The sequence below is a fragment of the Streptomyces sp. NPDC044064 genome (genome assembly GCF_056434245.1).
The window spans coordinates 13524-38928 of record NZ_JBWKFN010000024.1; the positions used below are offsets into that span (position 1 = coordinate 13524).

Below are 25405 nucleotides of genomic sequence, written 5' to 3' on the forward strand. Positions count from 1 at the left end.
AGCGAGCCGTCGACTCCGTACAGTCTCCAGCCCGTTTTCCTGGTGCCACCAAACAGAACCCGAGCGGCATGCAGCCGTTCCGACTGCTCAGGGGGCGTCGGCGTTGTAGGGAAGCCACAAAGGTGTCACCTGAGAGCCAGCTCACATTCGTGTGTGGAGCATGCCATCCCTGGAGTGACACGGAGCCTCGGACGGGGGACCGTCGAGAGGATTTCCACGGTGTCGTCCGCCCGGACGACCGAGCGCACGGGGTGGTCCCAGACGATCTCCAGCGGAGCGCCCGTGCGGGGCGGCTCGCTGACACAGAGGGTAGCGGTCCCACCCCGGCGCCGGACCAGCACGCTCGCGCCCGCGGAGGCGGTCAGACCACCCACCGTACCGGCTTCCCACAGGTTCACCGCGGTCAGTCCGAGCGCGGGCACGGCCACGGCCTGGCGGCGGGCGTCATTGGCGAGGACGCACAGCCAGTGACGGTCGGCGGCCCGGGCGGCGACCTCGTCGCGGGAGGCGCCCGGCAGCAGGACGTAGGCGTACGTGGCGTCGGCCGGGTCGGTGCCGTGGTCGAGCCAGAGGGTCTGCCAGCGGCGGGTGCGCCGCTCGTCCGTACTGGTGGTGTTGATGTCGGACCAGGAGCCGGTGCGGTCCTCGCGCAGGGTGCGCAGCTCGCCGCCGCAGGGCAGGATCCAGCCGCCGTGACCCTCCAGGTGGGCCCAGCCGGGGCCGCGCACGAAGGTCTGGGTGCCGTTCTCGCCGAGATTGCGGTTGTCGACAACCGTCTCCACGGGGACGCCGTCGGCGCAGGTGATCCCGGCGCCCAGGCAGACCACGGCGGCGTCGAGGAAGAACCAGGACTTGCGGGCCCGAAGCGTCGACCCGAGCCCCTTGAGGTGCTGGCCGACGGCCGCGTACTCGCCGTCGGTCACGCCGCCGACCCAGCGGACGTCCGGTCTGGGGGCACCCCACTCGCCGCCGGCGCGGTCGCCCAGGCGCCGGGTCGACACGGTCGTGCCGGGCAGGCGGTACCAGTCCACTGTCGGCCAGAACCAGTCTGTGTATTGGTCGGCCCGATCGGACCGGTCTCCGCGCCCGGCCGGCCACCAGGAGAGCATCCCGGCACCGGTGTGCCAGCCGCGCGGGTTCTCGCCGTTGCCGCACTCGTAGTGCGCGATGCGGTCGGAGGCCATGGAGAGTGCCGCGGTGAAGCGGGGGCGGCGGTGGACGACCCGGTCCATGGCCGGAAAGAGCCGGTGCCCGACAGGTTCCGGGCTCGCGGGTACGGCCGCGTCGGCGACCGCGTGCAGCCGGGCGAGGTCGGCCACCTCGAACTGGCCTGCCGTCAGGATCGGGGTGACGGTGTCCCGTTGGATCCAGCCCTTGATCCGGCCGTGCCACCGCTCCCGCTCCGCCTCGCTCGCGCCGCCCGCGAGCAGGGTGATGGCCGCGATCAGGGCCTGGCCGTGGAAATGGTCACTACGCATGATGTGCAGGTCGTCACTGAGCAGATAACCCCGGCTGATGGCACGGCCGTTGACGCAGTCCATCACCAACCCGTCGTGGATCAGCGGGGCGTAGGCGTGCTCGACGCCGTCCAGGACATGCTGCCGGGCGGGGTCGGTGACCTCCCAGGGCGACCCGGCGAGCAGCGCGAACAGCCGCCCCAGGCCGTCGAGCAGCACCTGGCCGTACGTCCCGGAGTAGGCGACCCAGGTGTGCTGGACGAAGGAGCCGTCGACGTAGAGGCCGTCGCCCCGGGTGACGTACGGGAAGACCGGCGAGAGGGCGTCCCGCGCGAGCGCGACACGGTCGCCGGACCGGCCGAGGATGCCACGCAGGGCGACGGAGCGGCACAGGTCGACGCGGTTGGCACCGGTGGAGGTGCCGGAGTAGTCGCCGAGCGTCGTGTCCGGGACGAAGTGGCCGACGGTGGCACAGGCGGCCGCGACCCGGGCCTCGCCGAGGTGGTCGTACAGGGCGGCCGTGAGGTCCATGAGGAGCCGGGGGCTGCCGATCTGCCATTCCCACCAGTTGCCGTAGCGGGTGGTGGCCGGGTTGTAGACGGTGGCGGAGAGGTGGTCGAGTCCGCGCAGCACGTCGGCGAGGAGGGTGTCGTCGCCGGTGGAGCCGGTGCCGGGCTGGACGTAGGCCTGGGCCATGGTCCACAGCCGGCCGTAGCTGAAGGTGATGCCGGCGGGCGGGTCGAAGGGGTGGCCGGGCCAGAGGGAGCCCGGGGCAGGGGCCATGCCGCCCCGGAAGTCCTGGGCCAGTGCCCCGAGTTGGGCGAGCCGGGAGGCGTACGGCTCGGCGGCCGGGTCGTAACCGGTGCCGAGGGCGATGTCGAGCCAGCGGCGGCGAAGGGCTTCGTAGGGATCGGCGGCGGGTGCCGCCTGGGCCGGGGGCGCCAGGCCGGCGGCGAGGGCGGCGGCCAGCAGCAGGGCGCGCCGCGTCGGTCCGGTCGTACCCATGTCGGTGGTCACCGCCCCTGCTCAGCAGCCGCCGCAGTTGTAGTAGAGGACGTCCCAGTGGCTGCCCTCGTCGGCGTAGATGTTTCCGGAGCCGGACTGGTACTGCGGGGCGCCGTCCCCGCGCAGACCGATGTAGGTGAACTTGCCCTTGATGTACGACGTGACGCAGGTGTTCTTGCCGTAGTCGAGCTTGTAGCCGTTCCAGTGGGAGTAGGTGCCGGAGGCGTGGCCGGTCTCGGTGCCGCCGGTGATGTTGAGGCCGCAGCCGCTGGCCCGCTTGAGGGTCTGGGCACCCTGCGCGGTGGCGAGGTTGAGCTGCTCGAAGGACGTACAGGTGGGGTTGTTGCGGTCGGAGCAGTTGCCCGAGGAGGACCAGGTGATGCCGACGTCACGGAACATCTGGGTGGCGGTCGCGTGGCTGATCCTGGTGACGGCGAAGGCGTCGGTGGCGGTGCCGACGACGGCGACACCGGGGGCGACGACGAGGGCGAGCGCGGTCAGGACGGAGCGGACCTTCATGGGGACCCTTCCTGCGGATGGCCGTGCTTCCTGTGGGGCGGCTGTGCAGGTGGTGCACGCCGATGGTGCCCGAGCACCGCGCGGGTCCACCAGAGGGCGCACATGGTGACTCCCGGTTACCGTGAAAACACGTAGCGGATGATGTTGAAAACTGAACGGAATAGGTCTACGGTCAGAGTCGTTGGATTCGTTGAACGTTAAACAGAAAGTCCGCGGCTTCGGCATCGCCGACCGCGACCGTCCCCAAAGGAGCACGTCATGGGCATTTTCGGCCGTAAGGAAAGCACCCCCGCCGCCGCCTCGGCGCCCGCCACGGTCAGCCCCGACCTGGCCGCGCTGACCGGTGACTACACGCTGGACCCCGCGCACACCACGATCGGCTTCGTGGCTCGCCACGCGATGGTCACCAACGTCAAGGGCAGCTTCCAGGACTTCACGGGCACGCTGCACCTGGACGGCGCGGACCCTGCCAAGTCCACCGCCACGATCGACGTCCGGATGGAGAGCGTCGAGACCGGCAACGCCGACCGTGACGGCCACCTGAAGTCCTCGGACTTCTTCAAGACCGACGAGTTCCCGACGATGACCTTCCGCTCCACCAAGGCCGAGGCCCTGGGCGGCGACGACTACCGCATCACCGGCGACCTCTCCATCCTCGGCGTGACCAAGTCGATCGCCATCGACCTGGAGTTCAACGGCGCCGCGAAGGACCCGTTCGGCAACGAGCGCGTCGGCTTCGAGGGCAAGACCGAGATCCTGCGCTCCGAGTGGGGCCTGACCTGGAACGCGGCGCTGGAGACCGGCGGCTTCCTGGTCTCCGACAAGATCAAGCTGAACTTCGACATCTCGGCGATCAAGAACGCGTGAGCCTCCGGCGGTTCAGCCGCCCCCGCGACCTCCGCACCCTGAGCGCGCCCGCCCTCCACTCCCCCGAAATGAGAGGGCGGGCGTTCGCCTGTTCGTGTCAGAGTGGTCCGATGGCAGCACGCTCCGAGCACGAAGAGACCGACTGGGTCCACCTCGCCTCGTTCCCGAACCTGCCGGGGCATCCCAACCCGGGCCGGTTCCTGCTCGGTTGACTGCGTGAGCGCGGTATCGACTGGATGCCGTTCTCGCAGGAGGAGATACGGGTCGACCTCATGTGCCGCATGGACGAGGACGGCCACTGGCACGGCACGCTCGGCCTGAACGTGCAAGCCGGGGCACTGTGTCGGCTCGGGCTGCATCCCGCTCAGCCGAACTCCGTCGTCAACGGGCCCTCTCCGCCCGCCTGGTGGCACGCCGCCGGTGAGCGTTACGCGTCCCGGAACGCCGTGCGCCGGCGCCACGGCTTCCGCTGAACCGGAAGCAGGAGCCAGGACGCCCCGACGGACAGCACCGCGCCGACGGCGATCGCGGCCAGACGTGTGGGCAGCAGACTCTGCGCGTCCTGGCCGAAGTAGCCGAGGAGCAGGGAGAGGGCCGTGGTCATGCCCGCCGCCCAGCAGGCGTAGGAGAGCGGGCGCAGCCACAGGGCCACGGCCAGTACGGCGAACAGCACGACCAGCGCCGGGTGACCCGTGATGCCGGCCGCCGCCACGCCCGTGGCGAGCAGGGTGCCGGCGCAGGCACCCAGGAAGCGCTCGACTCCCTTGCGCAGCACGTCCGTCCGGCCCCGGTTGCCGCTCGCCACGACGTACGCCGTCAGGACCAGCCACGGCCAGTGGTCGTCGTAGAGCAGCCGGCCGAGCGCGAAGGACGCGGCCACTCCCGCCGCCATCTGTACGGCCATCCGGGTACTGGGGCGGGGGCGCAGCCGGGAGGGCCGGCGCGGGGTGTCCGGGCCGGCCTCGGCCGGCCAGGGGCCGTACCGGTCGGCCGCCGTCTGCACCAGCCACACGCTCGCCCACGCCAGTACGCCGATGAGCGCCGACCATGCCCAGCTCACCAGCTCCCCCTGCGCCTCGGGCGGGAGGGCCGGGCCCGGGACCACCAGGAGCGCCACCAGCGGCAGGGTGATCAGGGTGCCCGCCCTGGTGGCGGCCGGGCCGTAGCGGCGGATCCAGATCGTCAGGGAGATGCCCGCGGTGAAGACGGCCGCGCCCAGCCAGTAGTGGGTGGCGATCAGTCGGCCGATCAGGGCGCAGACCGCCGACACCGCCGGCAGCAGGGCCAGCGCCCGGAGGCGGTCCCGGGTGTCCGCCGTCCGCTGGGTCCGGGCGAGCGTGACGGTCAGGACCACCGCGAGGACGACCGAGTCGGTGTGCAGTCCGGCCGCGCCCTCCAGCCACAGGGCGATCGACCAGGAGAGCAGAACGGCCGTCATCGTCACAGCCGCTTCGTACGCGTTGCGTATTAATCTGTCAGCCATCAGGCCAGAATATTGAGGTTTTGCGGACGATGATAGTACGCGTTGACGTATCATTCTTCGTCATGGATCACCTTTCCGAGGCCGCCGTTCTCCGGCGTGCCGTCGTCCGGCTGAACCGGCGGCTCCGGCAGGAACGCGGGGACGGGAGCCTCAGCCCCAACCAGCTCGCGGTGCTCGGGCACCTGCACCGGAGCGGGTCGGCCACGCCCGGTGAGATCGCGGCGGAGGAGCGGCAGCGGCCGCAGTCGCTCACCCGGGTCTTCGCCGAACTGGAGGCCGATGGGCTGATCGCGCGGGAGCCTGGCACGGCCGACCGGCGTCAGGCCGTGCTCACGCTCACCGGACCGGGACGGCGGGCGCTGGAGCGGGACATGGCCGAGCGGGACGCCTGGCTGGCCGAGGCGCTCGGGGCGCTGGGCGAGACGGAGCGCGGGGTGCTGGCACTGGCCGCGACGGTGCTGGACCGGCTGGGCACGATGGACGTGTCCGCGCGGCACGGCTGACGAGCTCAGAAGCCCCCGCCGAAGTCCCCTCCGCCGCCCCCGCCGCCGTCGAAGCCCCCGCCGTCGCCGAAGCCGCCGCCGAAGTCGCCGGGGTCGAAGTCCGCGCCGGACACGTCGCCGCCCTCGTAGCCGCCGCCGAAGTCCGCGCCGCCGAAGTCGCCGTACCCGGTGCCGTAGTCGGCCGCGTACGACGGTGTGGCCATCACGCTGCCGAGCAGGGTGCCGACGAGCAGACCGGGGAGGATGCCGCCGCCGAAGTAGCCGCCCGCCCAGGGCCCGTAGGCCGGGCCCGCGTCCCAGTAGGGGCGGCGGCCGTAGTCGGTGTCGACCTCGCGGATCACGGGGTCGCGGCCGTCGGCCAGGCGGGTGGCGTCGGCCGCGCAGACCGGGACCTCGCGGGGTGCGCCGCCGGGCGGGGTCCAGGCGGCATCGGCGACCGAGGGGCCGTGCCGCGGGTCGAAGAAGCAGGGCGGACGGCGCTCCGGGAGGGGGCGCCCCTCGCGGCGGGCGGCCAGTTGGGCCAGGGAGAAGCGGCCGTCCTCCAGGGCCTCGGTGACCGCGCGGACCTCCTCGGGTCTTCGGGCGTCGGCCATGTACTGCTTGGCCTTGTCGTAGGCGTCCAGGGCCCGTTCGTAGTCGCCGCGCATGGCGTCGTCGGCGCCCGCCTCGGCCGGGTGGAAGTCCAGCCGGTCGAGTTCCTCGCCGAAGGCGGTGATGTCCTCGTCGACGACGACCCGCAGGCGGTCCAGGGCGGCCCGCTGCTCCTCGGCGCGGCGCCGGCGGTTGCGGCGGACCAGGGCGAAGGCGCCCGCGCCACCGGCCACGAGGACCGCGGCCGTGGTCACCAGTGCCGTGGTGGACGCTCCGCCGCTCCGGCCGGAGGAGCCCCAGGACGCCGGGGCGTGGCCGCCCATGTTGGCCAGGGCACGGTCGGTGAAGTCGGTGAGCTGGGTCCTGGCGTCCTCGCCCTGGACGCTGGCGACGAGGTTCTGCACGGCGCTGCGCGGGAGCACGGAGGAGTCGGCGCGGGCGTCGAAGCGGTCGCCGAGGCGGATGGCGTACAGGCCGGTGACACCGGTGGCCGTGCGCAGGCCGGAGAAGAGGTTCTGGGTGGGGTGGCCGGCCGGCAGGACCGCGACGAACAGGGGTTTGTTCGCGCCCTTGATCTGTTTGGCGAGTGCGCCTGCGTCGGTGGCGGACAGCTGGGCGGAGGCCGCCGGGTCGACGTAGACCGGGCTCTTGCGGAGGGCCTCGGCGATGGTGTTGATGCTGGTGGCCGCCATCGCGCCAGGGGTCAGCGCGGTCACGATCACCAGGGTGAGGACGGCCAGCAGCAGCGCTGGGAGGCTTCGGGTCCGCAGGACGGCCTTCATCCTTCGAAGCTACCCGAAGCCTCCCAAAATTGGGCATCCCTCGGGCTCACGCTGCCCGGTACGCCTCCGTCAGCTTCTGCACCGCCTTTCCGTACCTGCCGGTCAACAGCAGATGGTCCGCGTCGGCGAAGGGCTTCGCCACGGCCTGGGTGATCCGCTGTCCCACCTTCTGCTGGACCAGCAGCCGCGCCCGGGCGACCAGCTCGCGTCCGGTCCGGCCGGCACCCGCCCGCTCGGCCGCCGTCGCCGCGACGGCGAGCGCGCGCAGGGTGGCGGTGCCGCCCTGCGGGACCCGGGTGAGCGTGGTCAGGCCCCAGCCGTAGGGGAACTGCGGGTCGTACGACGTGTCGCCGACGTTGATCGGCAGCTGGGACTCGGACCTGGGCCAGGTCACCGGCAGCTGTCCGGTGAAGGGGCGCCTGCCGTAGAGGACGTCGGCGACGCCCTCGCCCTCCGTGCCCGGCAGCCAGGAGGCCACGAGCGCGTCGATCCCGTCGAGCCGGTCGCCGATCAGCTGGGGGCGCCCGGAGACGATCAGCACCGCGCACTTCATGGCCGCGCACACCTTGTCCACCGCGGCCCGGTCGGCGGCGGACAGCTGGAGGGAGTGGCCGTTGCCGACATCGCCGACGCCCTCGGCGTACGGGGTCTCGCCGACGACGACCACGCCGGCGTCGTAGCCGTCGGTCGGTGCGGAGGCGTCCTTGGAGTAGGTGACGTTCCCGCCGGCCTCGCGCATGCCCTGGAGGACGCTCGTGCCCTTGGTGATGTTCCCGGAGGAGCCCTGCCAGGTCAGCGTCCAGCCGCCGGACTGGTTGCCGATGTCGTCGGCGTTGGACCCGGCGACGTACACCTTCTCGCTCTTCTTCAGCGGCAGCAGTCCGCCGGTGTTCTTCAGCAGCACCTGGGACTCGGCGGCGGCCCGGCGGGCGACCGCCCGGTGCGCCGGGGAGCCGATGACGGCGGCGTACGGGTGCTCGAACAGGCCCAGCGCCAACTACCCGTCGCTAAGGCGACGGGCTTGCACAACGGGCATCACTGGCGGTGATACGTCGTTTGCGTCCAGCCCCACCCTTGGGTTTCAGGGGTGGGGCGGGGGCCGTTGACTGGGCCCCGCGTCGCCACAACTCCCACGCACGCGCGCGGATGTTGCGGGAGCCGTTCCGGTCCGCGTGATCAACGAATCCGCAGGACCGGCACGCGAACCAGGCCTGCGAGACCCGATTCGCCCTGCCGAGGTGCCCGCACTCGGCGCAGGTGCGCGAGGTGTACGCCGGATCGACGTAGACCACCGGAACCCCCGCCCGGCGGGCCTTGTACGCGATGAACGCCGCCAGCTGGCCAAACGACCAGCTGGAGTGGGTGGCCCGTTGGGGCTTGCGAAGCCGTACCCGCTCGCGGATGCCCGTCAGCTCCTCCAGGGCGATGCCACGACCAGTGCGTTCTGCCTCGGCCACCACATGCTTCGAGATCTTGTGGTTGATGTCCTTCGCCCGCCGCGCCTCCTTGCGCCGCCGTTTCTTCAGTCGGCGCTTGGCGGACGGGGTGTTCTTCTTCTGCAGCTTGGTGCGGAGCGTGCGCTCCCGGGCGCGCACGCGGTTGAGTTCGCGCCCGGCCATGATCTCGCCGTCGGAGGTGGTGGCGATGTTCACGATGCCCAGGTCGATGCCGAGAAAGTCCACCAGGTCCGTGTTCAGCGGCGCTTCGGGCACCTCGCAGGTGGCCAGCAGGAACCACATCCCGTCCCGGCTCACCAGGTCGGACTCGCCCCTTCGGTACAGCGCCAGGATGGCAAGCTGCTCGGGGGAGGCGGCGAACGCCACGTCCTTCACCCGCCCGACAGTCGTCCAGATCGACACCCGGCGCTCGGCGATCTGCCAGGACAGCATCCGGTCGTCGTACGGCTGCGCACCCTCCGGCCGGAACACGATCGGCTTCTCCACGGCCTTCCGGTACCGCTTCGAGCCCGGCCTGCCCAGGCGCCCGGCCCTCAGGTTCGCCTTCAAGGTCGCGTACGCATCGCAGGTCTTCTTGATCACGTGCTGGGCGGCCTGCGCACCCAGCCCCCACCGGGACTTCACCTCGCGATAGGTGTGCACACGCAGCGCGAAGTTCCTCGTCACGTCCTTCTCGAAGGCAACCCGGCTGCACCATGTGGCGGCCTCGTTGCACGCATACAGGGTTGCCCCCAGCGCCGCCGCCTGCTCGGGCGTCGGCAGCAGCCTGACCTGCAGCACCAGCTTCACGATCACTGATCGTAGACAGGCGTGCGACAGACCATCACGCATACGCTGGCGTTCACCACATCGAGTGACTCCTATCCGCGGCGCTACGCGTCGCGGACCCCAATTCGCGATTCCTCCCGGGCGTTCGCCCGGGGTTCCTGGCAAGATCCCACTGAACGGAGGCCCGCAGCGACTGATCGGCTCGCCCGTACAACCCCACGCCGTCCATGGCGAACCGGCCCTTGACCCCGGCCGGGAGCGTGACGGCGTACCCCCACATCCCGGTCAGCCCGAGGACGTGGTCGATGCCGCCGACGGGCTGGTAGTCCGTGCGGTAGACGAAGTCGGTGAAGGGGATCTCGACCTGTCTCCAGCCGGTCCGGTCGTCGGTGAACGAGGTCGTCCACAGCTCGGAGGTCTCGCCGTTCGCACCGCCGTCCTTGATCTCGAAGGCGATCTTCTTCCCGTTGTCCTGGCCGTCCCACCAGAAGCGGATGCCCTTGTGGGCGGACCAGTCGTGGGCGGGTTCGGTCGCGGCGAAGTCGTGGGTGAAGCCGCCGTAGCCGCTGATGTCGTAGCTGCCGGTGAGGACCTTCGCGCCCTCGGGGGCGTCGGAGCGGGCGGTCAGTTGCAGGGCCGGCGGATCGTCGGTGTCACTCCCCCAGGTGAAGATGCCCTCGGCGGGCTGGGAAGCGAAGGGGACCTCGCCCTCGAAGCGGTCGACGGGGACGGGAGCGGGGTCGTCGGCCGCGTGGGACACGGCCGGTGAGAGCAGGGCTGCGAGCAACGCGGCGGACACGAGCAGGGCGGTTCTTGGCATAGACCATCCTCGACTCTCGTGGTTCACTCAGGACTTAGATCACGCCGTGAGTTAACTAACGGCCCACAGACCCGTCAAGACGTCACGTCAGACATTCCGGGAAGGGTGACGCCCCATGAGGAGATCCCCCCGCGCGGTCCGGCTGCTGCTGGCCGGACTGCTCTCCACGGCCGGCCTCACCGCGGCCACCACCTCCGCGCACGCGTCCGGCGAACAGGTCACGGCCTGGCTCACCACGACCGACGACTCCGCCGGACGGCACGTCGTGCGCGGGCTCCAGGCGCAGACGCCGTTCGCCTTCCAGTCCGGGACCGGCGGCAGCGGTGAGAACATCACCGTCGACGAGAACACCCGCTACCAGACCTTCACCGGCGGCGGAGCGTCCTTCACGGACACCGCGGCCTGGCTGATGAACAGCAGCGGGGCACTGTCGCAGAGCACTCGGGACACGACCATGCGCAAGCTGTTCTCGCCGTCGGACGGGATCGGGCTGTCGTTCCTGCGCAATCCGATGGGCGCCTCGGACCTGGCCCGGTACGGCTACACCTACGACGACGTACCGGCCGGCCAGACGGACCCGTCGCTGTCGAAGTTCTCGATCGCGCACGACCTCGCGGACGTCGTCCCGCTGACGAAGCAGGCACTGCAGCTCAACCCCTCCCTGACCGTGATGGCCTCGCCGTGGACCGCGCCGGCCTGGATGAAGGACAGCGGCTCGCTCAACGGGGGCTGGCTGAAGGCGGAGGACTACGGAGCGTACGCCTCCTACTTCGTGAAGTACCTCCAGGCGTACAAGGACCAGGGCGTCGACGTCTCGTACGTCACCGCGCAGAACGAGCCGACCTGCTGTTCGGGCTACCCGTCGATGAGCTGGAACGCGAGCGGACTCGCCTACTTCACCAAGACCGAGCTGCTGCCGAAACTGCAGGCGGCGGGCCTGTCGACGAGGGTGCTGGCGCACGACTGGAACTGGGACGTCTACGACTCCTACGCGGCCCGGTCGGTGGACGACGCGGCGGTCCGCAACCACCCCAACTTCGGCGGGATCGCCTGGCACGGCTACGGCGGTGACATCGGCAAGCAGACCTCCGTGCACAACCAGTATCCGGCGCTGGACGCCTTCGGCACCGAGCACTCCGGTGGCACCTGGATCGCCGACCAGCAGCGCGAGGACATGTCCGACATCATCGACTACACGCGCAACTGGGCGAAGTCGGTGACCAAGTGGTCGCTCGCGGTGGACCAGAACATGGGTCCGCACAACGGGGGTTGCGGCACCTGCACCGGTCTGGTCACCGTGCACGACGGGGACGGCGCGAGCGGGACGGTCGACTACACGGTCGAGTACTACGACATGGGCCACCTGACGAAGTTCGTCCGCCCGGGCGCCCAGCGGATCGCGTCCACGGCATCGACCGCGGTGCCGAACGTGGCGTGGCGCAACCCTGACGGCAGCAAGGCGCTGATCGCGTACAACGACTCCTCCTCCGCCCGGACCGTGACGATCGACTGGGGCTCCCAGCACGCCACTTACTCGCTCCCCGGCAACACCTCGGCGACCTTCACCTGGTCCGGTACCCAGTCGGGCGGCGGCGACCGGTCGGGCGCCTTCGTGGGCCTGGCCGGCAAGTGCCTCGACGTGGCGGGCGGTTCGAGCGCCAACGGCACGGCCGTCCAGCTCTACGACTGCAACGGCAGCGGCGCGCAGCAGTGGACCGTGCAGACCGACGGTTCGGTCCGGGCGCTCGGCAAGTGCCTGGACGTGACCTCGGGTTCGACGGCGGACGGGGCCAAGGTGCAGTTGTACGACTGCAACGGAACCGGTGCCCAGCAGTGGTCGTACAACGCCTCCACCGGTGATGTGGTGAACACGGCGGCGAACAAGTGCCTGGACGTGACGGACAACTCGCCGGCGAACGGGGCGAGGGCGCAGATCTGGTCGTGCACCGGGGCCGCCAACCAGAAGTGGCACTTGCAGTAGGGCGGGTCGCGTCCCGCCCTCGGAGGGGGCGGGACGTGAAACGCAGGGACGCACTGAGGCGACGGGCGGCCGGCGTGTTCGGTGTCGTGGGCGGGGTGCTTGTGCTCAGCGGCTGCGCGGCGGTCGATCTGCCGCTCGCCGGGGTGCGGGTCGGGGCGGACGGGGTGGCGTACGCGCTGTTCCGGCCGTGCGGTGACGACGGCTATCAGGGGCCCTACCTCGACGGGCGGGCACGGGGCGGCGGTGAGGGGCCCGTCACCACCGGGTGGGACGTGCGGAAGGAGGGGCTGCACGGGGACGCCGACTTCCCCCTGTTCGCACCGCCCGGGCGCTGGAAGGCGCGGCACCGCGGCGCGCAGCGGCTCCTGCCCGGCCATCGGTACGTGCTGGGCTTCGGGCACTACGTGACCGGCGACTCGTACAACGCGATCGTGACCTTCACCGGAGAGCGGCTCGAGCGGCTCGGGCCCGGGCAGGTCTGGGCCGACGGCCGGGCGATGAGCCCGGGGGCGTTCGAGAGACTCGCCCGGGACTCGTGCTGAGGAGCGGGCGCCCAGTGGGTGGGGGACGATGAAGACGGGCGGGGAGCCGGACCAGACGCCCCGGGGCCACGCCTGACGTTTCCGACCTGGAGGACGGCATGAGCACAGCGCGGGACCTGTTGATCGTCGCTCTGGACGTCCCGTCCGGCCGGCCCGTCGAACAGGGGGACCTCTCGCTCGCCCTGGCGGGAGCCGAGCTGGTCGATCTGATCGACGCCGAGGCCGTCACCCTGGACGACGTGCGCATCGTGCCCGGCCTGCAGCCGGCCACGGGTGACCGGCTGCTGGACGCGGCGGAGGCCGCGCTCGCCCGGCAGACGCCGTACGAGTCCGTGGAGGACTGGCTGTGGCGCCGCGGGCGCGGTCTGGCCGCCGCCTACGCGGACGATCTGCAGGAGCGGGGGCGGCCGGCCGCCGGGGCCCGGCACCACTGGCTGCCCTGGCGGAGCGGGGACGACACACCGTCCGGCGCCCCGGCCGACTCGCCGGAGCGACGGCACGCCTCCGACCGCTGGACCTCCCGCGAGCCCGTCCTCGTCGGTCTCGCGGCCGCCCTGGGTATCCCCGAGGGCGCGCCGGAACAGGCTCCGGAGGACCTGCCCGGCGACGCGGTGGTGACCGTCCTCGCGGCCGTCAACGACGCGCTGACGGAGCTGGAGGCCGTGCGGCAGCGGCGGCGCATCGAGGAGGACGCCTTCGACAACGTGTGGCGTGCCCCCTGACCCGGGTCACTCCGCCGGCTGGACCCCGGCCCGCAGCAGGCCGTAGGCGTAGGCGTCCTCCAGGGCCTGCCAGGAGGCGGCGATGACGTTGTCCGCCACGCCGACCGTGGACCACTCACCCGTGCCGTCGGAGGTGGAGATCAGCACGCGGGTGGTGGACGACGTGCCGTGCTTGCCCTCCAGGATGCGGACCTTGTAGTCCACCAGCTCCAGCTTGGCGAGCTGCGGGTAGATCTTCTCCAGGGCGACGCGCAGCGCCCGGTCCAGGGCGTTGACCGGGCCGTTGCCCTCCGCGGTGGCGACGATCCGCTCGCTCTTGGCCCACAGCTTGACCGTGGCCTCGTTGGCGTGGGTGCCGTCGGGGCGGTCCTCGACGATGGCCCGCCAGGACTCGACGTCGAAGTACTTCAGGGGCCTGCCCTCGACCTCGGCGCGCAGCAGCAGCTCGAAGGAGGCGTCCGCGGCCTCGTACGTGTAGCCCTTGAGCTCACGCTCCTTGACCCGCTCGACCACCCGGCCGACCAGTTCACGGTCGCCGCCCAGGTCGATGCCGAGCTCCTTGCCCTTCAGCTCGATGGAGGCGCGGCCGGCCATGTCGGAGACCAGCATCCGCATCGTGTTGCCGACCTGCTCGGGGTCGATGTGCTGGTACAGGTCCGGGTCGACCTTGATCGCGGAGGCGTGCAGACCCGCCTTGTGCGCGAAGGCGGAGACGCCGACGTAGGGCTGGTGGGTCGACGGGGTGAGGTTCACGACCTCGGCGACGGCGTGCGAGATGCGGGTCATCTCGCGCAGGCGGCCGTCGGGCAGCACCTTCTTGCCGTACTTCAGCTCCAGGGCCGCGACCACCGGGAAGAGGTTGGCGTTGCCGACGCGCTCGCCGTAGCCGTTGGCCGTGCACTGGACGTGGGTCGCGCCGGCGTCCACCGCGGCCAGGGTGTTGGCGACGGCGCAGCCGGTGTCGTCCTGGGCGTGGATGCCGAGCCGGGCGCCGGTGTCGGCGAGGACCGTGGCGACGACCGCCTGGACCTGGGCGGGGAGCATGCCGCCGTTGGTGTCGCAGAGGATGACGACGTCGGCTCCGGCCTCCGACGCGGTGCGTACGACCGCCTTCGCGTACTCCGGGTTCGCGCGGTAGCCGTCGAAGAAGTGCTCGCAGTCGACGAACACCCGGCGGCCCTGCTCGCGCAGGTAGGACACGGTGTCCCGGACCATCTCCAGGTTCTCGTCCAGGGTGGTGCGCAGCGCCAGCTCCACGTGCCGGTCGTGCGACTTGGCGACCAGCGTGATCACCGGGGCACCGGAGTCGAGGAGCGCGTTGACCTGCGGGTCGTCGGCGGCCCTGGCTCCGGCGCGGCGGGTGGCGCCGAAGGCGACCAGCTGGGCGTGCCGGAAGTCGATCTCCTGCCGGGCGCGGGCGAAGAACTCGGTGTCCCGCGGGTTCGCGCCGGGCCAGCCGCCCTCGATGAAGCCCACGCCGAAGTCGTCCAGGTGCCGTGCGATGGCGAGCTTGTCCGCGACGGTGAGGTTGATGCCCTCGCGCTGCGCACCGTCGCGCAGCGTGGTGTCGAAGACGTGGAACGAGTCGTCGAGCTCGCTGGTTGCCGTCTCGGTCATGGTCTCAAGGCTCCTGATTGTGGATCTTCGGTCTTACCGGAATGACCGGCTCCACCGTCCCCCCAATAGTCCCTCGCGCTCCGCTCCCGGCTGAAGGTGGGCCGGAAAACCAAAAAACCCCTCGCGGGTGCGAGAGGTCTGCGCGCGGGTCGAGGACGACGGTGGCCACCCGTACCTGGTCGTACGTGGTGGTCACAGCGGACCGGCGCGCCTGCTGCCAATAATCATGGCGAACGAGAGCACGGAGGAAGTCTGGCACAGCCCCGCCCCCGGCTCACGGACCGTCTCAGGATGCGGTCGTCAGGTGTCCGGCGTGAGGAGTGTCTCCGCGAGGAACTCCCGTACATGGGAGATCACTTGTTCCCGTCCCGTGCCGCGCAGACCGATGGCGACATGGATGGAGAAGCCGTCCAGCAGGGCGCGCAGCCGGGCGGCGAAGCGGTCGGCGTCGACCGGGCGGAACTCGCCGCGCGAGACGCCCTCGGCGAGCAGCGCGACCAGGTCGCGGTGCCAGGCGCCCTCGATGGCGGCCTGCCGCTCGCGGGCGTCCTCATCGGCGTTCTGCGAGCGGTTCCAGACCTCCAGCCAGAGCGTCCAGTGCGGGTCGCGATGGCCGTCGGGGACATACAGCTCGACGTACGCCTCCAGGCGCTCCCGGGCGGTGCCGGGGCGGGTGAGCAGGCGGCTGCGCTCGGCGCCGAGCCTGCCCTCGCTCCACTCCAGGGTCTGCAGCAGCAGCTCGTCCTTGGAGCGGAAGTAGTACAGCAGATGGCCGCTGCTCATCCCGACCTCACGGCCGAGCCCCGCCATGGTGAGCTTCTCCAGACCGCGCTCGGCGATCATGTCCATGGCGGCGACGAGAACCTCCTCGCGCGGCGGCGCGTTCCTGCGCGCACGGGCCGCACCGGCCATCTGCTGCTCCTGTGTGTGTCAGACCTTCGGCTGCTGCTGGGTGATGCAGTGGATGCCACCACCACCGGAGAAGATCGTACGGGCGTCCACCAGGGTGACCGTCCGCTCGGGGAAGAGACGGCGGAAGATCCCGGCGGCGATCTCGTCGCGCGGGTCGTCGAAGCCGCACAGCACGACCCCGCCGTTGCAGAGGTAGTGGTTGATGTAGGAGTAGTCGGCCCAGTGGCCGTCGGCCTCCAGGGCGCTCGGGGCGGGCACCTCGACCACCTCCAGCCTGCGGCCGCGCGCGTCGGTCGCCGACTTCAGGAGGCCGATGACCTCCTTGGTCACCTCGTGGTCGGGGTGGGCCGGGTCCGGCTGGTGGTGGGCGACGACGACACCGGGGCGGGCGAAGGCCGCGACGATGTCGACGTGGCCGAGGGTGCCGAAGCCGTAGGGCGGGTAGTCGCCGGTCAGGCCACGGGGCAGCCAGATCGCCTTGCTGGTGCCGAGGTGGGCGTGGATCTCCGCCTCGACCTGCTCCTTCGTCCAGCCCGGGTTGCGCTCGGGGCCGAGCTGCACGGTCTCGGTCAGCAGCACGGTGCCCTCGCCGTCGACGTGGATCGCGCCGCCCTCGTTGACCAGCTTCGAGGCGTACGTCTTCGCGCCCGCGAGGTCCGAGACGTACGCGCCGATCTTCGAGTCGTGCTCCCAGCGGGCCCAGTCCTGGGCGCCCCAGCCGTTGAACGTCCAGTCCACTGCGGCCAGTTCGCCCCGGCCGTTGGTGAGGAAGGTGGGGCCGATGTCCCGCATCCAGGCGTCGTCCAGTTCGCGCTCGACCGTGTCGACTCCGGGGCCGAGCAGCACCTGCGCGTCCGCCGCCTCGCCGGGGCCGCACACGACCGTCACCGGTTCGAAGCGGAGGACGGCGCGGGCCACCGCGGCCCAGGCCATGCGGGAGAGACGGAGGTCGTCCGGGTCGTCGAAGGTGGGGTTGGGGCCCGGCCACGCCATCCAGGTGCGCTCGTGCGGGGTCCACTCGGCGGGCATGCGGAAGCCGTCGGCTGCGGGGGTGGTCATGTCGCGGGTCCTTACAGGAAGTAGAGGCGGTTGAGGGAGACGGAGTCGGCGGGCTCGGAGCGCAGCGGGTCGCCGTCGAGGGTGACCAGGCCGGTGCTCCGGTCGACGTCGACCGCTCCGATGCGGGCGTTCAGTCGCAGGTCCGCGGGGCCGATGCCCCGGGTGCCCCGTACGGCGACCCGGCGGCGCCGGGTGGGCATCCGGTCGTTGCCCTGGTCGAGGGCGGCCTGTGCGACGAACGCGACCGAGATGTCCGCGGGCGTGCCGCCGTGCGCACCGAACTGCGGGCCCAGGACGAGGGGTTCGCAGGTGTCGGTGGCCGCGTTGGGGTCGCCGACCACGCCGTACGCCGGGAAGCCGGACTTGAGGACCAGCTGCGGCTTGGCGCCGAAGTACTCCGGGCGCCACAGCACGATGTCGGCGAGCTTGCCGACCTCGATCGAGCCGACCTCGTGGGAGAGGCCGTGCGCGATGGCGGGGTTGATGGTCAGCTTGGCCATGTAGCGCAGGACGCGGGCGTTGTCGTCGCCCTCGCCGTCGCCCTCCAGCGGGCCCAGCTCGGCCTTCATCTTCCCGGCCATGGCGAAGGTACGCCGGACCGTCTCCCCCGCGCGGCCCATGCCCTGCGCGTCGGACGAGGTGATGCCGATCGCGCCCAGGTCGTGCAGCACGTCCTCGGCGCCCATCGTGCCGGCCCGGATGCGGTCACGGGCCATGGCGGCGTCGCCGGGCAGGTCGGTCTTCAGGTCGTGGACGGAGACGATCATGCCGTAGTGCTCGGCGACCGCGTCCCGGCCGAAGGGCAGGGTGGGGTTGGTGGAGGAGCCGATGACGTTCGGCACTCCGGCCATCTTGAGCACGTTGGGTACGTGTCCGCCGCCGCAGCCCTCGATGTGGAAGGCGTGGATGGTCCGGCCCTCCAGCACCTTCAGGGTGTCCTCCACCGACAGGCACTCGTTCAGCCCGTCGCTGTGCAGGGCGACCTGGACGTCGTGCTCCTCGGCGACCCGCAGGGCCGTGTCGAGCGCCCGGGTGTGGGCGCCCATGTCCTCGTGCACCTTGAAACCGGAGGCACCGCCCTCGGCGAGGGCCTCGACCAGCGGAGCGCCGTGCGAGGACGAACCCCGGCCCAGGAAGCCGATGTTGACCGGCCAGGCGTCGAAGGCGTTGAAGGCGTGCCTCAGCGCCCAGGGCGAGTTGACGCCGACGCCCCACACCGGGCCGAACTCCTGGCCGATGACCGTGGTCACGCCGGAGGCGAGGGAGGCCTCCATGATCCGCGGCGACAGCAGGTGGACATGGGTGTCGACGGCACCGGCGGTGGCGATGAGCCCCTCGCCGGACACGATGGACGTACCCGTGCCGACGACGACGTCGACCCCGTCGAGGGTGTCCGGGTTGCCGGCCCGCCCGATCCCGCAGATGCGTCCCTCACGGATGCCGATGGACACCTTGCGGATGCCCTGCGCCGCGTCGATCACGACGACGTTGCTGATCACGACGTCACAGGTCTCGCGGACGGCGGCGGCCTTCAGGTGCAGCCCGTCGCGGGCGGTCTTGCCGAAGCCGGCGAGGAACTCGTCGCCGTACTTCTGCGAGTCGGACTCGACCCGGATCACCAGGCCCGAGTCGCCGAGCCGGACACGGTCACCGGCGCGCGGGCCGTGGGTGGCCGCGTAGGCGTGCGGGTCGATGTGGATCGACTCGTCGATCTCGCGTCCCTTCGAGCGGCTCATCGCTCGCCTCCTTCCGGCGTGACTCCCAGATAACCGCAGGCAGCGGCCCTGCGCAGGGCTTCTTCCCTGGCTCCGGGCGCGTCCAGCGGCCCGTCGACCAGACCGGCGAAGCCGATCGCGATCCGCTCGCCGCCGATCGGGACGAGCCCGACCTCGGCGCTCTCCCCAGGCCCGAACCGCACGGAGGACCCGGCGGGCACGGCGAGCCGCATGCCGTAGGCCCGCTCGCGCACGAAGTCCAGCCGCGGGTTGGCCTCGAAGAAGTGGAAGTGGGAGGTGACGGAGACCGGCACGGTCGCGGTGTTGGTGACCGTGAGCCGGACGGCGGGCTCGGGCTCCGAGTGCAGGGGGCCCGGCAGCAGCGCGCCCGGACCCTCGGCTCCGACGCCGTTGCCGATCGGGTCGGAGACCACCGCGAGCCGGGAGCCGTCGTCGAAGACGGCCTCGACCATCACCTCGGTGACGACGTCGGCGACGCCCGGCAGCACGTCCTCGGGACCGAGGACCGACCGGGCGGCCTCGATGGCCTCGGCGAGCCGCCTGCCGTCCCGCGCGGCCTCGCAGACGGTGTCCGCGATCAGCGCGGTGGCCTCCGGCACGTTGAGCCTGAGACCCCGCGCCCGGCGGGCCCGGGCCAGCTCCGCGGCTCCGAAGAGCAGCAGCCGGTCACGTTCCGTGGGGGTCAGTCTCACGACGCGGCACCTCCTTGCCATCCATATGTTTGAGCAACACTCTAAACACTCTATTCAGGAAACTGAAGCATTGACCGACGGCCTCTGTTCACGTCACATTGAACGTCGCTCAAACTCAAAGAGGCGGCCGTCGAAGGAGACCCAGCCATGCCGATCGAACAGCGCGGAGTCGACACCATCCCGGACGAGGAACGGACCAGCGGTCCACGGGACCTGGTCTCGATCCTGCTCGGGTCCAACCTCTGCCTCGGAGTGATCATCTTCGGCTGGCTGCCGCCGTCCTTCGGGCTCGACTGGTGGGCGTCGGTGACATCGGTCGTGGCGGGCACGGTGATCGGCACGCTGTTCACCGCCCCGCTGGCACTGGTCTCCCTGCGCACCGCGACCAACCTCTCCACCTCCTCCGGCGCCCAGTTCGGTGTGCGCGGCCGGCTGGTCGGCTCGGTCGTCGGCCTGCTGCTGGCGCTCGGCTACACCGCCCTGACCGTGTGGATCGGCGGCGACGTGATGGTGGGCGTGCTCGGCCGGCTGTTCGGGCTGCCCGCGGACGGGGTGTCGTACGCCGTCGTCTACGCGGTGCTCGCCGCGGCCACGGTCGCGGGCGCGGTCTACGGCTACCGGGTACTGCTCGCCATGTCCCGGGTGCTGGCCATCGGCATGACCGCCCTGCTGGCCCTCGGGATCTTCGCCTACGCCCCGCACTTCACGACCTCGGCCCTGCCCGGGGCGGGCGGCTATCTGCTGGGCTCCTTCTGGCCGACCTGGCTCCTGGCGGCCGTCGCGGCGGGCCTGTCCGGACCGATCGCCTTCATCACCCTGCTCGGCGACTACACGCGCTACATCTCCCCGGCCCGCCACTCCGGCCGCCGCGTCCTGCACGCCACCTGGCTCGGCCTGATCCTGGGGCTGCTGGTGCCCCAGCTGTTCGGCACCTTCACGGCGTACGCGGCCCGCTCGGCCACCGACTACGCCGGGCCCCTGGTGTCCGCCTCCCCCACCTGGTACCTGGTCCCGCTGCTGCTGTCCGCCTCCGCGGGCTCGGTCGGCAACGCGGGCCTGATGCTGTACTCGATGGGCCTCGACCTGGACGCGATCCTGCCCCGCGCCTCCCGTGCCCGCGCCACCTACACGGTCGCCGTCGTGGCCACGGCCTGTGTCTTCGTCGGCCACTACGCCTGGAACGCGCAGTCGGCGATGACGTCCTTCGTGCTGCTGCTCACCGCCATCGGCACCCCGTGGGCGGTCATCACCCTGATCGGCTTCGTCCGCTGCCGCGGCGTGTACGACGCCGACGCCCTGCAGGTCTTCAACCGCCGCTCGCGGGGCGGGATCTACTGGTACCGGGCCGGCTGGAACGTCCGGGCCGCCGTGTCCTGGGCGGCCGGCGCGGCGGTCGGCCTGCTCGCGGTGTCCCTGCCGTCGTACGAGGGCCCGCTGCTGCGGCTCACCGGTGGGGTGGACTGCAGCTTCCTGCTGTCGGGCGCGGTCGGCGGACTGGTGTACCTGTTGCTGACGTCCCGCCCGGAACACAAGGGGGCCGCCGCGGACGTCGTAGAGTCCACGGCAGCCCTGAGCACGTCCGGAAAGAGCTGAGCGGTAGCGCCCCAAAGGGGCGCGGGGAACTGCGCGACCAGCCACAACGGCGCAGCAGACGAACGACGGCCGATCGCGTCAGTTCCCGCCGAGCCATCAGCCGATACGGTGCATCCAGCCGTGCTTGTCCTCGGACTTGCCGCGCTGGATGTCGAGGAGGGCCTGGCGCAGGCGGAGAGTCACCTCACCCGGCTCTCCGCCACTCTGCTTCCACTCGGCGGAGGCACGCTTCACCGTGCCGACCGGCGTGATGACGGCCGCGGTGCCGCAGGCGAAGACCTCGGTGAGGGTGCCGTTCTCCGAGTCGGCCTGCCACTGCTCGATGGAGACGCGGCCCTCCTCGGACTCGTAGCCGAGGTCGCGGGCGACGGCCAGCAGGGAGTCACGGGTGACGCCCTCCAGGATGGAGCCGGTCAGCGTGGGCGTGACGATCTTGTCGCCGTACACGAAGTACAGGTTCATGCCGCCGAGCTCCTCGACCCACTTGTGCTCGACCGCGTCGAGGTAGCAGACCTGGTCGCAGCCCTGGGCGGCGGCCTCGGCCTGGGCGAGCAGGGAGGCGGCGTAGTTGCCGCCGGTCTTCGCGTCGCCCATGCCGCCGGGGACGGCGCGGACGCGGTCCTCGGACGCCCAGATGGAGACCGGCTTCACGCCGCCCGGGAAGTACGCGCCGGCCGGGGAGGCGATGACGATGAACAGGTACTCGTTGGCGGGCTTGACGCCGAGACCGACCTCGGTGGCGATCATGAACGGGCGCAGGTAGAGCGACTCCTCGCCGCCGTGCGCGGGCACCCAGTCCTTGTCCTGCTGGACCAGGGCGTCACAGGCCTCGACGAACGTCTCGACCGGCAGCTCGGGCATGGCGAGGCGCTTGGCGGAGCGCTGGAAGCGCTTGGCGTTCTGGTCGGGGCGGAAGGTGGCGACCGAGCCGTCGGGCTGACGGTAGGCCTTCAGGCCCTCGAAGATCTCCTGGGCGTAGTGCAGGACGTTGGTGGCCGGGTCGAGGGGGATCGGCGCGTACGGAACGAGCTGGCCGTCGTGCCAGCCGCGGCCCTCGGTCCACTTGACCGTCACCATGTGGTCGGTGAAGTGGCGGCCGAATCCGGGGCTGGCCAGGATCGCCTCGCGCTCCGCGGCGGCGAGCGGATGGGCGGAGGGCTTGAGCTCGATCGTGGGCGTCGTCATGAGTGGGTGTCCTTCACCGGTTGTAGTGAACGGGCCGCGCTCACTCCCGTCACCGGCTTGCGCCGGTGTTAGGACGTCCGAGCTTTCCCTCATACCGCGGCTCCGCGTTCGATTATCGCGCGGGGCCGTGGTCGGAAGGAATCGGGGTGAATGCGGCCCAGGGGTTGATGGTGGCACCCGGCGACCGCATAGGAAAAGCCGCCGGGTGCTGATGCGACCCGGCGGCTCGTTGGGTAGCGCTGGGCGTCAGCCGGCTACTCGTACGGCGAGCGCGTCACCGATCTCCGACGTACTGCGGGCGGGCTTGCCGACGCGTTCGGTGAGGTCGGCGGCGACCGCGGTGTCGATGCGGTCGGCCTCGGCGTCGTAGCCGAGGTGGCGCAGCAGCAGGGCGACGGACAGGACCGTGGCGGTGGGGTCGGCCTTGCCCTGGCCTGCGATGTCCGGGGCCGAGCCGTGGACCGGCTCGAACATGGACGGGAACTCGCGGCTCGGGTTGATGTTGCCGGAGGCGGCCACACCGATGCCCCCGGAGACGGCCGCGGCGAGGTCCGTGATGATGTCGCCGAACAGGTTGTCGGTGACGATCACGTCGAACCGCTCGGGCTGGGTGACCAGGTAGATGGTCGCCGCGTCGACGTGGATGTAGTCGGTCTCGACCTCGGGGAACTCCGCGGCGACCTTGTTGAAGATGTTCGTCCACAGGTGCCCGGCGAAGGTCAGCACGTTGTTCTTGTGGACCAGCGTGAGCTTCTTGCGCGGGCGGGCCTGGGCACGGGCGAAGGCGTCGCGGACCACACGCTCGACACCGAAGGCCGTGTTGACGGAGACCTCGGTGGCCACCTCGTGCTCGGTGCCCTTGCGGATGGTGCCGCCGTTGCCCGTGTAGGGGCCCTCGGTGCCCTCGCGGACGACGACGAAGTCGATCTCCGGCTGGCCGGCCAGCGGGGTCGCGACACCGGGGAGCAGCTTCGACGGGCGCAGGTTGACGTGGTGGTCGAAGGCGAAGCGGAGCTTGAGCAGGAAGCCGCGCTCCAGGACGCCGGACGGGACGCTCGGGTCGCCGATCGCGCCGAGCAGGATGACGTCGTGCTGCTTGAGGGCGGCGAGGTCGGCGTCGGTGAGGGTCTCACCGGTGGCGTGGTAGCGCTTGGCGCCGAAGTCGTACTCCTTGGTCTCCAGCTTCACATCCTGCGGCAGGACGGCGGAGAGGACCTTGAGACCCTCGGCCACGACCTCCTGGCCGATGCCGTCACCGGGGATCACTGCGAGATTGATGCTGCGAGACATGCCGGCACCCTACTCCTCGTCCCAGGTGATGACATGCCCTGTCCGTCATACGGACACCCGTATGGGTTGCAGGTGTCCTCCCGTCGGCTGTCGTTCACCCGTATGTGACACGGGTGTTGGCCTCCCGTGGAATCTTCCCCAGCATGGAGACCCCCGACTTCGGCATCCCGCCCGCGCTCGCGGAGCGGATGAGCATGGCCGAACAGTACGAGTACCTGCGCACCCGAATGGTCCGCCGCCGCACCCTGGTGACGGCGGGTGCGGTCGCGGGCGGTCTGCTGACCGGCTGTTCCGCCGGCTCCGGTACGGCCGCGCACCCGGCCCCGGCCGCCTCGCGGGTGTCCGGTTCGGTGGTCCGCCCGTTCGGCCGCCATCTGGCCTTCGGCGCCGACCCGAAGACACAGATGCGGGTCTCCTGGCAGGTGCCGCTCGCGGTGAAACGGCCGTACGTGCGCGTCGGGCTGCGCCCCGACGACCTCGGCCGCCGGATCGAGGCCGAGGTGCGCAACCTGCACACCCCCGGGGTGCAGGGGGTGCGGTCCGCGGTCGAGCAGTACTACCTGCACGCGGCCCTGGACGGTCTCAAGCCCGGCACGACGTACTACTACGGCGTCGGCCACGACGGCTGGGACCCGGCCGCTCCCGCCCACCGCACCGGCCTCGCCTCCTTCCGCACGGCGCCCGCGACACCGGAGCGCTTCGTGTTCACGGCCTTCGGCGACCAGGGCGTGGGGCAGGCCGCGAACGCCAACGACCACCTCGTGCAACGCCAGAACCCCGCCTTCCACCTGCACGCGGGCGACATCTGCTACGCGGACGTCAACGGCGCCGGACAGACCTCGGACGGCTACGACCCCACGTTCTGGGACCAGTTCCTGCAGCAGAACGACCCGGTCGCCAAGTCGGTGCCGTGGATGGTGACCACCGGCAACCACGACATGGAGGCCTGGTACTCACCGGACGGCTACGGCGGACAGCTGGCCCGGTTCTCCCTGCCGGACAGCGGCTTCGACCCGCACGGGACGCCGGGCGCCTACGCGTTCGCCTACGGCAACGCCGGCTTCGTCGCGCTGGACGCCAACGACGTGTCGTACGAGATCCCGGCCAACTTCGGGCACAGCGGCGGCCGGCAGACCAAGTGGCTCGACGCGACGCTGGGCGAGCTGCGCGCGGCGAAGGGCGTGGACTTCCTGGTCGTCTTCTTCCACCACTGCGCCTACTCGACGTCCCAGCACGCCTCCGACGGAGGCGTGCGCAAGGAGTGGCTGCCGCTGTTCGCGAAGCACCAGGTGGACCTGGTGATCAACGGGCACAACCACGTGTACGAGCGGACGGACGCGATCAAGGGCGGCGAGGTCGGCAGGTCCGTCCCGATCGGCGCGTCGACCGATCCGACGCGGGACGGGATCGTGTACGTCACCGCGGGCGGCGGCGGCCGGGACCTGTACTCCTTCCCCTCGGGCGTCAAGGACAGCTACGAGGGTCATGTCACCCGGCACGACGCCGTGCAGACCTTCCACTGGACCAAGGACAAGGAGCACGCGACGGAGACGGCCCAGTGGTCGCGGGTGCGCTACACCGGCTTCTCGCTGCTCGCGGTGGAGGCACGGCCGGGCCCGTCACCGCGGCTCACGGTGTCGGCGCTGGCCGAGGACGGACGGCGGATCGACCACTTCGAGGTGCGGCGCGGCGGATGAGATCCGAGGTGGGGGGGGGGGGGGGGGGGGGGGGGGGGGGCGAGGGGGGGGGGGGGGGGGGCGCGGGCGTCCTCACGTCGAGGGTCCCGTCTCGGATGGAGGAGGTCTGCTGTTGGGGGTCTGCGGC

20 protein-coding genes and 2 pseudogenes are annotated in these 25405 nt (G+C 71.2%); 8 read left to right on the top strand and 14 right to left on the bottom strand.

The window, feature by feature from the left end:
• Nucleotides 1-125 precede the first annotated feature (125 nt).
• Both AC07DS_RS32330 and AC07DS_RS32335 read right to left on the bottom strand, forming a co-directional pair.
• On the bottom strand, nt 126-2462 hold the full coding sequence (locus AC07DS_RS32330) for a polysaccharide lyase 8 family protein (RefSeq protein ID WP_479151277.1): 2337 nt from the start codon (nt 2460-2462) through the stop codon (nt 126-128).
• Between the two features lie 21 nt (nt 2463-2483).
• On the bottom strand, nt 2484-2981 hold the full coding sequence (locus AC07DS_RS32335; RefSeq protein WP_479151054.1) for a hypothetical protein: 498 nt from the start codon (nt 2979-2981) through the stop codon (nt 2484-2486).
• A gap of 258 nt (nt 2982-3239) precedes the next feature.
• Here AC07DS_RS32335 and AC07DS_RS32340 point away from each other — a divergent pair, with 258 nt between their 5' ends.
• Together AC07DS_RS32340 and AC07DS_RS32345 are read left to right on the top strand one after the other, a co-directional pair.
• Complete coding sequence (locus AC07DS_RS32340) at nt 3240-3848, top strand: YceI family protein (RefSeq protein ID WP_479151056.1); 609 nt, start codon at nt 3240-3242, stop codon at nt 3846-3848.
• A gap of 236 nt (nt 3849-4084) precedes the next feature.
• A complete protein-coding gene (locus tag AC07DS_RS32345; protein ID WP_479151058.1) occupies nt 4085-4321 on the top strand; it encodes a hypothetical protein in 237 nt (78 codons plus the stop codon).
• On the opposite strand, the gene AC07DS_RS32350 is transcribed toward AC07DS_RS32345, so the two are convergent.
• Nucleotides 4276-5331 (bottom strand): FUSC family protein, encoded by a 1056-nt coding sequence (locus AC07DS_RS32350; protein ID WP_479151060.1) that lies wholly within the window; start codon nt 5329-5331, stop codon nt 4276-4278. The two genes, AC07DS_RS32345 and AC07DS_RS32350, sit on opposite strands and share 46 nt — an antisense overlap.
• A 62-nt stretch (nt 5332-5393) precedes the next feature.
• Here AC07DS_RS32350 and AC07DS_RS32355 point away from each other — a divergent pair, with 62 nt between their 5' ends.
• Complete coding sequence (locus tag AC07DS_RS32355) at nt 5394-5834, top strand: MarR family winged helix-turn-helix transcriptional regulator (RefSeq protein WP_479151062.1); 441 nt, start codon at nt 5394-5396, stop codon at nt 5832-5834.
• Nucleotides 5835-5839: 5 nt separating this feature from the next.
• Here the strand turns inward: AC07DS_RS32355 and AC07DS_RS32360 are convergent, their stop codons facing one another.
• The 4 genes and pseudogenes from AC07DS_RS32360 to AC07DS_RS32375 all read right to left on the bottom strand — a co-directional run.
• Complete coding sequence (locus AC07DS_RS32360; protein WP_479151064.1) at nt 5840-7207, bottom strand: hypothetical protein; 1368 nt, start codon at nt 7205-7207, stop codon at nt 5840-5842.
• Between the two features lie 46 nt (nt 7208-7253).
• A pseudogene (locus AC07DS_RS32365) lies at nt 7254-8198 on the bottom strand (glycoside hydrolase family 3 protein); the annotation flags it as partial.
• Between the two features lie 16 nt (nt 8199-8214).
• Complete coding sequence (locus tag AC07DS_RS32370) at nt 8215-9453, bottom strand: RNA-guided endonuclease InsQ/TnpB family protein (RefSeq protein WP_479151066.1); 1239 nt, start codon at nt 9451-9453, stop codon at nt 8215-8217.
• A 130-nt stretch (nt 9454-9583) separates the two neighbouring features.
• Nucleotides 9584-10252: pseudogene (locus tag AC07DS_RS32375) on the bottom strand (CIA30 family protein); the annotation flags it as partial.
• 115 nt (nt 10253-10367) lie between these two features.
• Between AC07DS_RS32375 and AC07DS_RS32380 the strand changes: the two are divergent.
• From AC07DS_RS32380 to AC07DS_RS32390, 3 genes are all read left to right on the top strand, one after another.
• A complete protein-coding gene (locus AC07DS_RS32380; RefSeq protein WP_479151068.1) occupies nt 10368-12233 on the top strand; it encodes a ricin-type beta-trefoil lectin domain protein in 1866 nt (621 codons plus the stop codon).
• Between the two features lie 35 nt (nt 12234-12268).
• Entirely contained in the window at nt 12269-12775 is a 507-nt protein-coding gene (locus AC07DS_RS32385) for a hypothetical protein (RefSeq protein WP_479151070.1), read from the top strand.
• Nucleotides 12776-12873: 98 nt separating this feature from the next.
• Nucleotides 12874-13497: a GPP34 family phosphoprotein gene (locus tag AC07DS_RS32390; protein WP_479151072.1), complete on the top strand. Its 624-nt coding sequence runs from the start codon at nt 12874-12876 to the stop codon at nt 13495-13497.
• A 6-nt stretch (nt 13498-13503) separates the two neighbouring features.
• Here AC07DS_RS32390 and cimA read toward each other — a convergent pair whose 3' ends face one another.
• From cimA to ureA, 5 genes are all read right to left on the bottom strand, one after another.
• Nucleotides 13504-15114, bottom strand: a complete 1611-nt coding sequence (cimA, locus tag AC07DS_RS32395) for a citramalate synthase (RefSeq protein ID WP_479151074.1) — start codon at nt 15112-15114, stop codon at nt 13504-13506.
• 300 nt (nt 15115-15414) lie between these two features.
• Nucleotides 15415-16026 carry a TetR/AcrR family transcriptional regulator gene (locus AC07DS_RS32400; protein ID WP_479151076.1) on the bottom strand — a complete coding sequence of 204 codons (612 nt, stop codon included), beginning with the start codon at nt 16024-16026 and terminating at the stop codon, nt 15415-15417.
• 18 nt (nt 16027-16044) lie between these two features.
• Nucleotides 16045-17085 (bottom strand): agmatine deiminase family protein, encoded by a 1041-nt coding sequence (locus AC07DS_RS32405; RefSeq protein ID WP_479151078.1) that lies wholly within the window; start codon nt 17083-17085, stop codon nt 16045-16047.
• An 11-nt stretch (nt 17086-17096) separates the two neighbouring features.
• Complete coding sequence (locus AC07DS_RS32410; RefSeq protein ID WP_479151080.1) at nt 17097-18821, bottom strand: urease subunit alpha; 1725 nt, start codon at nt 18819-18821, stop codon at nt 17097-17099.
• Entirely contained in the window at nt 18818-19513 is a 696-nt protein-coding gene (gene ureA, locus AC07DS_RS32415) for an urease subunit gamma (protein WP_479151082.1), read from the bottom strand. Before ureA ends, AC07DS_RS32410 begins: the two co-directional genes overlap by 4 nt.
• Before the next feature lie 147 nt (nt 19514-19660).
• On the opposite strand from ureA, the gene AC07DS_RS32420 reads away from it, so the two are divergent.
• On the top strand, nt 19661-21106 hold the full coding sequence (locus AC07DS_RS32420; protein WP_479151084.1) for a cytosine permease: 1446 nt from the start codon (nt 19661-19663) through the stop codon (nt 21104-21106).
• Nucleotides 21107-21202: 96 nt separating this feature from the next.
• Here the strand turns inward: AC07DS_RS32420 and AC07DS_RS32425 are convergent, their stop codons facing one another.
• Nucleotides 21203-22291, bottom strand: coding sequence for a branched-chain amino acid aminotransferase (locus tag AC07DS_RS32425; RefSeq protein ID WP_479151086.1), 1089 nt, complete (start codon nt 22289-22291; stop codon nt 21203-21205).
• Nucleotides 22292-22537: 246 nt separating this feature from the next.
• Nucleotides 22538-23581 carry a 3-isopropylmalate dehydrogenase gene (locus AC07DS_RS32430; RefSeq protein ID WP_097252242.1) on the bottom strand — a complete coding sequence of 348 codons (1044 nt, stop codon included), beginning with the start codon at nt 23579-23581 and terminating at the stop codon, nt 22538-22540.
• A gap of 143 nt (nt 23582-23724) precedes the next feature.
• Between AC07DS_RS32430 and AC07DS_RS32435 the strand changes: the two genes are divergently transcribed.
• Nucleotides 23725-25278 (top strand): purple acid phosphatase family protein, encoded by a 1554-nt coding sequence (locus AC07DS_RS32435; protein ID WP_479151089.1) that lies wholly within the window; start codon nt 23725-23727, stop codon nt 25276-25278.
• Nucleotides 25279-25405: the final 127 nt, after the last annotated feature.

Coding starts and splice junctions, on each gene's coding strand:
- AC07DS_RS32405 (WP_479151078.1), bottom strand. CDS start 17,085: ATGACCACCCCCGCAGCCGACGGCTTCCGCATGCCCGCCGAGTGGACC.
- AC07DS_RS32345 (WP_479151058.1), top strand. CDS start 4,085: ATGCCGTTCTCGCAGGAGGAGATACGGGTCGACCTCATGTGCCGCATG.
- AC07DS_RS32390 (WP_479151072.1), top strand. CDS start 12,874: ATGAGCACAGCGCGGGACCTGTTGATCGTCGCTCTGGACGTCCCGTCC.
- AC07DS_RS32435 (WP_479151089.1), top strand. CDS start 23,725: ATGGAGACCCCCGACTTCGGCATCCCGCCCGCGCTCGCGGAGCGGATG.
- AC07DS_RS32330 (WP_479151277.1), bottom strand. CDS start 2,462: ATGGGTACGACCGGACCGACGCGGCGCGCCCTGCTGCTGGCCGCCGCC.
- AC07DS_RS32350 (WP_479151060.1), bottom strand. CDS start 5,331: ATGGCTGACAGATTAATACGCAACGCGTACGAAGCGGCTGTGACGATG.
- AC07DS_RS32410 (WP_479151080.1), bottom strand. CDS start 18,821: ATGAGCCGCTCGAAGGGACGCGAGATCGACGAGTCGATCCACATCGAC.
- AC07DS_RS32425 (WP_479151086.1), bottom strand. CDS start 22,291: ATGACGACGCCCACGATCGAGCTCAAGCCCTCCGCCCATCCGCTCGCC.
- AC07DS_RS32380 (WP_479151068.1), top strand. CDS start 10,368: ATGAGGAGATCCCCCCGCGCGGTCCGGCTGCTGCTGGCCGGACTGCTC.
- AC07DS_RS32430 (WP_097252242.1), bottom strand. CDS start 23,581: ATGTCTCGCAGCATCAATCTCGCAGTGATCCCCGGTGACGGCATCGGC.
- AC07DS_RS32340 (WP_479151056.1), top strand. CDS start 3,240: ATGGGCATTTTCGGCCGTAAGGAAAGCACCCCCGCCGCCGCCTCGGCG.
- AC07DS_RS32355 (WP_479151062.1), top strand. CDS start 5,394: ATGGATCACCTTTCCGAGGCCGCCGTTCTCCGGCGTGCCGTCGTCCGG.
- AC07DS_RS32360 (WP_479151064.1), bottom strand. CDS start 7,207: ATGAAGGCCGTCCTGCGGACCCGAAGCCTCCCAGCGCTGCTGCTGGCC.
- AC07DS_RS32420 (WP_479151084.1), top strand. CDS start 19,661: ATGCCGATCGAACAGCGCGGAGTCGACACCATCCCGGACGAGGAACGG.
- AC07DS_RS32400 (WP_479151076.1), bottom strand. CDS start 16,026: ATGGCCGGTGCGGCCCGTGCGCGCAGGAACGCGCCGCCGCGCGAGGAG.
- AC07DS_RS32335 (WP_479151054.1), bottom strand. CDS start 2,981: ATGAAGGTCCGCTCCGTCCTGACCGCGCTCGCCCTCGTCGTCGCCCCC.
- cimA (WP_479151074.1), bottom strand. CDS start 15,114: ATGACCGAGACGGCAACCAGCGAGCTCGACGACTCGTTCCACGTCTTC.